This window comes from Nocardioides sp. BP30, assembly GCF_029873215.1.
Classification (GTDB): Bacteria; Actinomycetota; Actinomycetes; order Propionibacteriales; family Nocardioidaceae; genus Nocardioides.
On the sequence record NZ_CP123620.1, the window covers coordinates 810,771 to 820,877 of the forward strand.

Consider the following 10,107-nt stretch of genomic DNA (forward strand, 5'->3'; position numbering starts at 1 on the left):
ATCGGATCACGTGGGACTAGCGTTCGTCACATGGATATCGCCAGCCCCACGGTCGGCGCGCTGGCGCAGTGGCTGGACGCGCCGGGTGACCCCGGTCCGTGGGTGGTGGAGACCTCCGGGTCCACCGGTACGCCGAAGCGGGTGATGCTCTCCCGGGCAGCGGTCCGGGCCTCGGTCGAGCTGTCCGCACGACGTCTGGGCGGGTCGGGACGGTGGCTGCTGGCGCTGCCGGAGACGTTCGTCGCCGGGCTCAACGTGATCACCCGCTCGCTCGCCGCCGGGTCCCCGCCGGTGCGTCTCGCCGACCACGCGTCCTTCGCCGACGCCGCCGACGAGCTCGGCCCGGGTGGCTTCGTCTCGCTGGTTCCGACCCAGCTGCACCGGCTGCTGGACAGCGACGCCGAGGCGCTGGCGCGGTTCCACACCATCCTTGTCGGCGGCGGCCCGGTCGACCCGGCGCTGCGGGCGCGGGCCGCCGCGATCGGTGCCCGCGTGGTGGCCACCTATGGCTCCGCGGAGACCTGCGGCGGATGCGTGTACGACGGTGTCCCACTCGACGGCGTCGCCGTGGCCATCGGGGCCGACGGGCGGGTGCGGGTCAGCGGTCCGACCCTGTTCGACGGCTACCAGGATGCTCCGGAGCTGACCGGCGAGGTCCTGGTCGGGGGCTGGTTCCTGACCTCCGACGCCGGCCGGCTCGACGAGGACGGGCGGCTGCAGCTGCTCGGCAGGATCGACGACATGGTGATCACCGGTGGCGTCAACGTCCCGGCGGCGCTGGTCGCGCGGCGTCTGCGCGAGCATCCCTCGATCACGGCCGCCGAGGTCCTCGGCGTACCCGACGAGGAGTGGGGGAACCGTCTGGTCGCCTTCGTCGTCCCGGCGGCCGCCGAGGCCCCGAGCATCGAGATGCTGCGCGACTGGGTCGGCGAGACCCACCCCCGACCCTGGGCTCCGCGTCAGCTGGTCACCCTGCGCGAGCTGCCGCTGCTGCCGAACGGCAAGACCGACCGGCTCGCGCTGCGGGACCTGGTGATGCCGGCGTGAGGCTGCACGTCTGGTCGATCCCGATGAGGACCCGGTTCCGCGGCATCACCGTCCGCGAGGGCGTGCTGATCGAGACCGGGGGCTCGGGACCGGGCTGGGGCGAGTTCTCCCCGTTCGTCGAGTACGACGACCACGTCGCCGCGCCATGGCTGGCCTGCGCGAGCGAGGCCGCCCGCGGCGATTGGCCGGTGCCGCTGCGCTCGGCCGTGCCGGTCAACGTGACAGTGCCGGCGGTCGGCCCCGAGCAGGCGCACCGGATCGTGCTCGGCTCGGCGGGCTGCCGGACCGCCAAGGTGAAGGTGGCCGACCCGGGCGAGACCCTGGCCGAGGCGCAGGCCCGGCTCGAGGCGGTCCGGGACGCCCTCGACGCCGGTGGCCCGGGCGGCCGCATCCGGATCGACGTGAACGGGTTGTGGTCGGTGGACGAGGCCCTGGCCGGGATCCCGGTGCTGGACCGGGCCGCCGGCGGGCTGGAGTACGTCGAGCAGCCGTGCATGGCCGTGGAGGACCTGGCGCTGGTCCGCCGGCGCGTCGAGGTACCGATCGCGGCCGACGAGTCCATCCGTCGGGCCGCCGACCCCTACCGGGTGCGCGAGCTCGAGGCTGCCGACGTGGCGGTGCTGAAGGTGCAGCCGCTCGGCGGCGTACGGGCGTGTCTGCGGATCGCCGAGGACATCGGCCTGCCGGTCGTGGTCTCCTCGGCGCTGGAGTCCTCGGTCGGCATCGCTGCGGGCGTGGCGCTCGCCGCGGCGTTGCCCGAGCTGCGCTACGCGTGCGGCCTGGCCACCGGCGCGCTGCTCACCGACGACCTGGTGGAGCGGCCGCTGTCGGTGGTCGATGGCATGCTGCCCGTCGTGCGGCCGGTGGTGGATCCGGCAGCGCTGGCGCGCGCGGCGGCCCCGCCCGACCGCGTGGCCTGGTGGCAGGAACGGGTGAGGAGGGTCAGTGGGCTCCTCGACTAACCCCTCCACCGAGCTCGCTCGCGCTGTCGTGACGGCGCTGGTCGAGGGTGGCGTGCGCGAGGTCGTGCTGGCGCCGGGGTCGCGCAACGCCCCGCTGTCCTTCGCCGTGCTCGACGCGGAGCGGGCCGGCCTGTTGCGGCTGCACACCCGCATCGACGAGCGCTCGGCGGGGTTCCTCGCGCTGGGGCTGACCAAGACGGGGTCGCGCGCGGCGGTCATGTGCACCAGCGGTACGGCGGTGGCCAACCTGCATCCGGCCGTGCTCGAGGCGGCCCATGCCGGCGTCCCGCTGCTGGTGGTCTCGGCCGACCGGCCGGCGCGGCTGCGGGGGACGGGCGCCAACCAGACCACCGAGCAGGTAGGGATCTTCGGGGGGCTGGTGGGCACCCACGACATCGCGACGCCCGCCGACCTGGCGGCGCCCGCGGCGGCCCTGGCCGAGACCGCGGCGGGGCTGGCGGCCGGCCCGGCGCACTGGAACATCCAGCTCGACGACCCGCTGACCCCCACCGACCGGTGGGCGGTCCCGTCCGGGCTCACCGCCGCCGCCCGTCCGACCGGGGCGCCGCCGCGGCCCGACGAGGAGGCCCTGCTCGCCGCGATCCTCGACGGTCGCCGCACGGTCGTGGTGGCGGGCGACGATGCCGGCCCGCTCGCCCGGGTCCTCGCCGAGCGGTCCGGGTCGCCGCTCCTGGCCGAGCCGTCGAGCGGTGCCCGCACCGGCACGCACGCCCTGCGCACCTATCGGCTGCTGCTCGGCAGCGACCTGGCCGACCGGATCGAGCGGGTCGTCGTGCTCGGGCATCCGACCCTGTCCCGGCCGGTCGCGCGGCTGCTGGCACGTGGGGACGTCGAGATCCTCGCGGTCCCCACCCGTGGAGTCTGGCCGACGCCCTCGCACCGGGTCGACGGCTGGCTCGATGGGGACGCAGCCCCGACTCGAGCCGGACGGAGGCCCGAATCGACTGTCGCGGCCGGCTGGCTGGAGGAATGGCAGGAGGCCGACCGCTCCGTCGCCGGCCAGCTCGACCGGCTGCTCGCCGCCGAGGAGGGGCTGACGCCGCTCGAGGTCGTCGGAGCCGTCGCCCGGGCGCTGCCGCCGGGCGGCCAGCTGGTGGTGGGGGCGTCCAACCCGATCCGCGACCTCGACCTGATGGTGCCGCGCCCCGGGGCCGACGGCTGGGCCGTCGGCGCGCGGCGCAAGGTGCTCGCCAGCCGCGGTCTGGCCGGCATCGACGGCCTGGTCTCCACCGCGATCGGGGCGGCGCTGGGCCGCGACTCGAGCCGCGACCTCGCCCTGACCGGCGACGTCACGTTCCTGCACGACGCGAACGGGCTGATCCTCGGCCCCGACGAGCCCCGCCCCGACCTGACCATCGTGGTGGTCAACGACGACGGCGGCTCCATCTTCGCCACCCTCGAGCAGGGCGATCCGACGTACGCCGATGCCTTCGAGCGGCTCTTCGGCACACCGCACGGGGTGGACCTGGCGGCGCTGTGCGCGGCGACCCGCACGCCGCACCTGAAGGTCACCTCGCTGCCCGAGCTGGAGCAGGCACTGGCGAGTCCCAACGGCGGCATCGAGGTGATCGAGGCGGTGGTGGGCCGTGCCGACCGGCGCGGGCTCGAGGAGCGCATCAGGGCACTGCGGCCCGGCTGACCAACCGGGTGGGCGACATGATGGGCGCGTGCACATCGCGATCTTCCTGACCGCGCTCGCCGTCGGTGTCCTGGCGGTGACGGCGCTCTCCAGCAGGATCGACCTGCCGGCGCCCCTGGTCCTCATCACGGCCGGCATCGCCATCTCCTACATCCCCTCGATGCCCGAGGTACACCTCGAGCCCGACGTGGTGCTGCTCGGGCTGCTGCCACCGCTGCTGTACTCCACCGCGATCCAGACCTCCCTGGTCGACTTCAACGCCAACCGTCGCTCGATCCTGCTGCTCTCGGTCGGGCTGGTGGTGGCCACCACGATGGGGATAGGCGTCCTCGTGCACGCGTTGCTGCCCGATGCGGGGTGGCCGGCCTGCTTCGCGATCGGCGCGGTGGTGGCGCCGCCGGACGCCGTCGCGGCGGTCGCGGTGGCGCGCCATATCGGTCTGCCACGACGGATCGTGACGATCCTGGAGGGTGAGTCGCTGCTCAACGACGCCACCGCACTGGTCTCGCTGCGCACCGCCATCCTCGCCGTCGCCGGCGGTGTGCAGCTGTGGCACATCGGCCTGGACTTCGTCCGCGCGGCCGGTGGTGGTGCGGTGATCGGCATCGCGATGTACTTCCTGGTCGGGCTGCTGCGCAAGAACGTCACCGACCCGGTCTTCGACACCGGGATGTCGCTGGTGGTGCCCTTCGCCGCCTACCTGCTCGCCGAGGAGCTCAAGGCCTCCGGCGTCATCGCCGTGGTGGTGGCGGGCCTGCTGCTCGGCCACCGTGCGCCGGTGCTGCAGACCGCCCAGTCGCGGATCGCCGAGCGGATGAACTGGCGCACGATCGCCTACGTGCTGGAGAACACGGTGTTCGTCCTCATCGGTCTGCAGGTGGACTGGCTGCTCGCCGACGTACGCCGCAGCTCGGTCTCGACGGGCCGGATCGTCGCGGTCTGCCTGGGCACCCTGCTGGGCGTGATCGTGATCCGGATGGTCTGGGTCTTCCTGACCCGCTACCTGCTGATCCGGCCCGGCCCCGACCCGGGCACCGGGATGCCCACGCCCTGGACGCACACCGCGATCCTGGGCTGGTCCGGGATGCGCGGCGTGGTGACGCTCGCCGCGGCGTACCTGATCCCGCAGACCGCCCCCCACCGCGAGGTGCTGCTGCTGATCGCCTTCACCGTGGTCGCCGGCACGCTGTTCGTCCAGGGTCTGACGCTGCCCTGGCTGGCGCGGCTGCTGCGGGTGCCCGCACCGGACCCGGTCGAGGACGCACTCGCGCGCGCGACGCTGCTCCAGCAGGCCAGCAAGGCCGGCATGGAGGCGCTGGAGAAGATGGAGTACGACGACCCGCACGGGGTGGTCGAGCTCGTCCGGCAGCGGGTGGACATGCGCAACTTCGCGGCCTGGGAGCGGCTCGGCACCGTCGCGGGGGAGGAGTCGCCCAGCGAGCTCTACAACCGGGTGCGCACCGGCATGATCGACGCGGAGCGGTCCCGGATCCTTCAGATCCGCAAGTCGGGGACGGTGCCCTCCGACGTGGTCTCCGACGTCCTCACGATGCTCGACGTCGAGGAGTCGATGCTGGGCATCGCCGAGGCGGAGCGGGTCGAGGCCCGGGAGACCGAGCGGTCGCGCCGGGCGCCGGGCGGCGTCTGCCCGGATCTTGAGCGCTACGCCGCCGAGCCGGTGCTCGACAGCGAGGAGGCCGAGGGCCTGGCGTGCCGGGCCTGCCTGGAGGAGGGCAGCCGCTGGGTGGCGCTGCGGCGCTGTCTGGTCTGCGGCAACCTCGGTTGCTGCGACTCCTCTCCGCGCCAGCACGCGACGCGCCACTTCCACGACACGTCGCACCCGGTGATGCAGTCCAGCGAGCCGGGCGAGGACTGGCGCTGGTGCTACCTGCACCACCAGACGGCCTGAGCCACCGTCTTCTCGCCCCGGACCGCCCGGGTGAGGGGGCCGTCATGGCCCGTTGGGGTGGTGGACAGGCAACGTTCTGGCGACTTTTTCCGCCGATGTGCCGAAGTGGCCGGAATCTGTCGGTCGGCAGGCGCATCATCGGTACTACCGGACAAGACCGGTTCGGAGCACACCGGCTCCGGACCCACGACCTCACGGGGGAAGCATGTGTCACCACACACCGCGTTGCCCGGACGCCACCGCGCCCGAGTGTTGCAGCGCCCACGTCGTCTCCGACCACAGCGAGCAGGGCTGGGAGAGCCTGTGCAACGGCGTGATCCTCTTCGACGACGGCGCCTACCTGACGCCCGACGGCGGCGTCGGCCGGGTGCCGCACCTGGTCTGATCGGGCTCTGCGGGCCCTCGCCTAGGCTGACGGCATGCGGATCACCAAGTTCGGCCATGCCTGTGTCCGGATCGAGCACGAGGGCACCGTCATCGTCCTCGACCCGGGTGTGTTCACCGATCGCGAGGCGCTCGACGGCGCCGACGCGATCCTGATCACCCACGAGCACCCCGACCACTACCTGCCCGACCACCTCGCCTCCGTCGACGCGCCGGTGTGGACCATCGACGCGGTGGCGGCCAAGATCCGCGAGGACGCTCCCGAGGTGTTCGAGCGCACCACCGTCGTCGCGCCGGGCGAGTCGTTCCAGACCGGGGGCGTGCCGGTCTCGGCGGTGGGCGAGCTGCACGCGGTGATCCACCCCGAGCTCCCGCGCTTCCACAACAGCGGCTACCTGTTCACCCTGGGTGAGCAGACCGTCTTCCACCCCGGTGATGCGCTGCTCGCGCCGCCGGCCGACGTCGACGTGCTCCTCGCGCCGGCCTCCGCACCGTGGGCGCGCTCCTCGGAGCTGGTCGACTTCATGCGTGAGGTGAAGGCCCCGGTGAACATCGCGATCCACGACAGGATCTACAGTGCGGCTGGGCACCAGGTCTTCGACGGCCTGGCCGCCACGTTCCTGACCCCGCAGGGCCAGGAGTTCAAGCGACTCGACGACGGGCAGGACCTGTGATGTCCCAGATCAGCGTGGTGCTCTACGAATACGGCGAGGGCACGACCGCGGTGCGCGACGAGCTGCGGCCGGCTCACCGCGACTTCCTCGACTCGCGCGAGGGCCTGGTGCTCAGCGGTCCCACGGCCGCCGGCGGAGCGGTGATCGTCTACGAGGCGGACCCGGTCGAGCTCGAGGCCTGGCTGGACAGCGACCCGTTCTGGACCGCCGGCGCGATCGCCGAGCGGGTCGTGACCGAGTGGACCATCGCGATGGGCTCCTGGAAGGAGCGGCTCGGGCTCTGAGCCCGTCTCTCGGCGGCTCAGTCGCCGAGAGCGTCTCGCACCGGCACCAGCTTGGCCTGCGACTCGGCCAGCTCGTCGGCAGGGTCGGAGGAGCCGACCACGCCACAGCCCGCGAAGAGTCGCACGGTCGGCCCGGCGAGCAGCGCCGAGCGCAGCGCGATGCCCCACTCGCCGTCGCCGGAGGCGTCCATCCAGCCGACCGGCCCGGCGTAGCGGCCGCGGTCCATCCCCTCGATCTCGGCGATCAGCGCGACCGCTTCGGCTGTCGGGGTGCCGCCGACGGCAGCCGAGGGGTGCAGCGCCTCGGCCAGCTCCAGCGAGGTCCGGTCGTCGTGCGCCACGCCTGTCACATCGGTGGCCAGGTGCATGACGTTGGGCAGGTGCAGCACGAAGGGCGACTCCGGGACGTTCATCGAGGAGCAGTGCGGCTCGAGGGCGTCGGCCACGGACCTGACGGCGTACTCGTGCTCCTCGAGGTCCTTGGAGGACCGCGCCAGCGTCGCCGCCAGGGCCAGGTCGTGCCCGTCGTCGCCGGTACGCCGGATGGTCCCGGCCAGCACCCGCGAGGTCACCAGGCCGCGCTCACGGCGCACCAGCAGCTCCGGCGTCGCCCCGAACAGCCCGTCGACGTGGAAGGTCCAGCACATCGGGTACGACGCGGCCAGCCGGGTCAACGGCCAACGGACGTCGATGTCCGAGCTCGCCGTCGCGATGAGGTCGCGCGCCAGCACGACCTTCTCCAGATCGCCGCGGTTGATCCGACCCACCGCGTCGGCGACCACGCTCATCCAGCTCTCGCCGTCCAGGGCGCCGTCGCTGAAGACGATGTCGCGCGGCGCGACCGGCGCCGGGCCGGTGGGCTGGAGAACCGGCTCGAGCGTCCCGGCGTGTGTCGCGGTGGCCTCGGCGCCAGCCTCTGCCACGGTGGTGACCCAGGTGAGGGGACCTCGCCGACCGACGACCAGCGCCGGCACCGCCAGCACGGAGTCCCCGCCGGCGTCGGCGAAGGCGAACGAGCCGAACGAGACCAGTCCGCTGCCGGGCTCGCCGACCTCGTCGGTGATCGAGGCGCGGGCGACCAGCTCGGACCACCACTTCGCGGCATCGGCGAAGCGGGTCGGTCCCGCGCTGCGCAGCACCGCGGCGCTGCCCCAGCCGACCAGGCCCTCGCCGCGGCGTACCCATGAGACCAGCTCGCCGGAGGAGGGCAGGAGGTCGAGGAGCGCGCCGACGTCGTCGATCACCGTGGTGCGCGCTACCAGGGTCGGTACGTCGGGACTCACGTGGGGAGCCTAGCCCGGGCCCGGACCCTCGCCCCGGTTGCGGTCGGTAGCGCCTCGCCCGGTAGCGTGGCTGCGACGACGAACAAGGAGAGATCCGTGAGCAAGTCCCGCAGCAGCGACGTCCCCCTGACCGGCATCGCCATCGGCGCCGTCGTGCTCGCGCTCGTCGTCGTCTTCGCGGTGCTCCTGCCCAAGGCCCAGGGCGACGAGGCCGACACCTCCCGCATCGCCCTGCCCAGCAGCCTGCCCGGCGGCTACAAGGCGGCCGACAACGCCAGCGCCTGGAAGGGCAACGCCAACGTGGCCGGCAACGAGGCCCAGGTCGCCGCCCAGGTGAAGGCCGAGATCGCCTTCGGCAACGCGGCGCTGAAGAAGACGACCGGTGGTGGCTTCGGCAACCGGATCTACATCAAGGGCGCCTCGGAGATCTACTTCGTGCAGGCCTTCCGCGCCGCCGGTGGCGCGTTCTCGCCGGGCGAGCTCTCCGATCCGAGCAAGCTCCAGCAGGGCACCTCGGTCCAGCAGCTGATCAAGACCGGCGACGCGACGTGCATCGTCGACGGCACCACCGGAACGGGTGGCCAGGTCACGCCGAGCGAGACCCAGTGCCAGGTCAGCAAGGGCGACCTGACGATCCAGGTGATGGCTCCCTCCGTGGCGGCCTCCGACGTCGCCAAGGTCGCCGACCTGGTCCTGACCAAGGTCGACTGAGGTCACCGGCGGTGACCCGCGCCGACCTCGGCAAGCAGCCCGGCGACGTACGCCGGATGTTCGACGCGGTGGCGCGTCGCTACGACGTGACGAACGACGTCCTCTCCCTCGGGCAGGACCGGCGCTGGCGCAAGCGGGTCATCGCGGCGGTGGCCCCTCGACCCGGTGAGCTGATCCTCGACCTGGCGGCGGGGACCGGCACCTCGTCCCAGCCCTTCGCCGACGCCGGCGCCACGGTCGTGCCGTGCGACTTCTCGCTGGGGATGCTCCAGGTGGGCAAGGCGGCCAAGCCGCACCTGCCGTTCACCGCCGGGGACGGCACCCGGCTGCCGTTCGCGGACGGCACCTTCGACGCTGTCACGATCTCGTTCGGGCTGCGCAACATCGTGGATCCGGTGGCCGGGCTGCGCGAGCTGCGCCGGGTCACCCGACCCGGTGGCCGGCTCGTGGTGTGCGAGTTCAGCCACCCGACCTGGAAGCCGTTCCGCACCGTCTACGTCGAGTACCTCATGAAGGCGCTCCCGCCCGTCGCGCGGGCCGTCTCCTCCTCGCCCGACGCCTACGTCTACCTCGCCGAGTCGATCCGCGCCTGGCCCGACCAGGCCGGGCTGGCCGCGCTGGTGGAGCAGGCCGGCTGGTCCGAGGTCGGGTGGACCGATCTCTCCGGCGGGATCGTCGCGCTGCACCACGGCCGCGCCTGACGCTGTCCGCGCGGCGTCGCGGATTGGGCCTTGCATTTGTCACCCATGGTGGCAATATGTGATCCGAACCACATGTGATCCGTTTCACAAGGTCGCAAAGACGGTGGTTCGGGAGGAGCCTCGATGCATCTCTACGCACCGATCCTGGTGCTATTCGCGCTGGCCGCCGCCTTCGCCATCGGCTCGGTGGCGATGAGCAGCCTGGTTGGGCCGCACCGGGCCAATCGCGCCAAGGCGGACGCTTACGAGTGCGGCATCGAGCCCACCCCCCAGGCGCTCGACGGCCGCTTCCCGGTGAAGTACTACGTGATAGCGATGCTCTTCATCGTCTTCGACGTGGAGATCATCTTCCTGCTGCCCTGGGCCGTCCGGTTCGACCAGCTGCGGGTCTACGGCCTGGTCGAGATGGCCGTCTTCATCGGCACCGTGTTCGTCGCCTACGCCTACGTATGGCGGCGCGGCGGACTGGACTGGGACTGAGGCGAGGGGAGC

11 protein-coding genes are annotated in these 10,107 nt (G+C 72.7%); 10 read left to right on the forward strand and 1 reads right to left on the reverse strand.

Features of this window, described 5'->3' with window-relative positions; translation table 11 throughout:
* Window positions 1-30: 30 nt before the first annotated feature.
* The 7 genes from P5P86_RS03705 (at window position 31) to P5P86_RS03735 (ending at window position 6,920) form a co-directional block, all read left to right on the forward strand.
* Window positions 31-1,047, forward strand: a complete 1,017-nt coding sequence (locus P5P86_RS03705; RefSeq protein WP_280609940.1) for an AMP-binding protein — start codon at window positions 31-33, stop codon at window positions 1,045-1,047.
* Window positions 1,044-2,009 (forward strand): o-succinylbenzoate synthase, encoded by a 966-nt coding sequence (locus tag P5P86_RS03710; protein WP_280609941.1) that lies wholly within the window; start codon window positions 1,044-1,046, stop codon window positions 2,007-2,009. Before P5P86_RS03705 ends, P5P86_RS03710 begins: the two co-directional genes overlap by 4 nt.
* Window positions 1,993-3,669: a 2-succinyl-5-enolpyruvyl-6-hydroxy-3-cyclohexene-1-carboxylic-acid synthase gene (gene menD, locus P5P86_RS03715; protein WP_280609942.1), complete on the forward strand. Its 1,677-nt coding sequence runs from the start codon at window positions 1,993-1,995 to the stop codon at window positions 3,667-3,669. The genes P5P86_RS03710 and menD overlap by 17 nt, the downstream gene beginning before the upstream one ends.
* A 28-nt stretch (window positions 3,670-3,697) precedes the next feature.
* Window positions 3,698-5,578, forward strand: coding sequence for a Na+/H+ antiporter (locus tag P5P86_RS03720; RefSeq protein WP_280609943.1), 1,881 nt, complete (start codon window positions 3,698-3,700; stop codon window positions 5,576-5,578).
* 205 nt (window positions 5,579-5,783) lie between these two features.
* Window positions 5,784-5,963, forward strand: coding sequence for a DUF5999 family protein (locus P5P86_RS03725; protein ID WP_280609944.1), 180 nt, complete (start codon window positions 5,784-5,786; stop codon window positions 5,961-5,963).
* A 34-nt stretch (window positions 5,964-5,997) separates the two neighbouring features.
* Window positions 5,998-6,636, forward strand: a complete 639-nt coding sequence (locus tag P5P86_RS03730; protein ID WP_280609945.1) for an MBL fold metallo-hydrolase — start codon at window positions 5,998-6,000, stop codon at window positions 6,634-6,636.
* Window positions 6,636-6,920, forward strand: coding sequence for a YciI family protein (locus P5P86_RS03735; protein WP_280609946.1), 285 nt, complete (start codon window positions 6,636-6,638; stop codon window positions 6,918-6,920). The genes P5P86_RS03730 and P5P86_RS03735 overlap by 1 nt, the downstream gene beginning before the upstream one ends.
* A 17-nt stretch (window positions 6,921-6,937) precedes the next feature.
* On the opposite strand, the gene P5P86_RS03740 is transcribed toward P5P86_RS03735, so the two are convergent.
* A complete protein-coding gene (locus P5P86_RS03740; RefSeq protein WP_280609947.1) occupies window positions 6,938-8,203 on the reverse strand; it encodes an isochorismate synthase in 1,266 nt (421 codons plus the stop codon).
* Between the two features lie 96 nt (window positions 8,204-8,299).
* Between P5P86_RS03740 and P5P86_RS03745 the strand changes: the two genes are divergently transcribed.
* From P5P86_RS03745 to P5P86_RS03755, 3 genes are all read left to right on the forward strand, one after another.
* The gene (locus P5P86_RS03745) at window positions 8,300-8,914 is read left to right on the forward strand and encodes a hypothetical protein (protein WP_280609948.1); all 615 of its coding nucleotides are present in this window, start codon (window positions 8,300-8,302) and stop codon (window positions 8,912-8,914) included.
* A gap of 11 nt (window positions 8,915-8,925) precedes the next feature.
* On the forward strand, window positions 8,926-9,615 hold the full coding sequence (locus P5P86_RS03750; protein WP_280609949.1) for a demethylmenaquinone methyltransferase: 690 nt from the start codon (window positions 8,926-8,928) through the stop codon (window positions 9,613-9,615).
* A 123-nt stretch (window positions 9,616-9,738) separates the two neighbouring features.
* The gene (locus P5P86_RS03755) at window positions 9,739-10,095 is read left to right on the forward strand and encodes an NADH-quinone oxidoreductase subunit A (protein ID WP_280609950.1); all 357 of its coding nucleotides are present in this window, start codon (window positions 9,739-9,741) and stop codon (window positions 10,093-10,095) included.
* Window positions 10,096-10,107 lie beyond the last annotated feature (12 nt).

Coding starts and splice junctions, on each gene's coding strand:
- P5P86_RS03705 (WP_280609940.1), top strand. CDS start 31: ATGGATATCGCCAGCCCCACGGTCGGCGCGCTGGCGCAGTGGCTGGAC.
- P5P86_RS03725 (WP_280609944.1), top strand. CDS start 5,784: ATGTGTCACCACACACCGCGTTGCCCGGACGCCACCGCGCCCGAGTGT.
- P5P86_RS03730 (WP_280609945.1), top strand. CDS start 5,998: ATGCGGATCACCAAGTTCGGCCATGCCTGTGTCCGGATCGAGCACGAG.
- P5P86_RS03735 (WP_280609946.1), top strand. CDS start 6,636: ATGTCCCAGATCAGCGTGGTGCTCTACGAATACGGCGAGGGCACGACC.
- P5P86_RS03755 (WP_280609950.1), top strand. CDS start 9,739: ATGCATCTCTACGCACCGATCCTGGTGCTATTCGCGCTGGCCGCCGCC.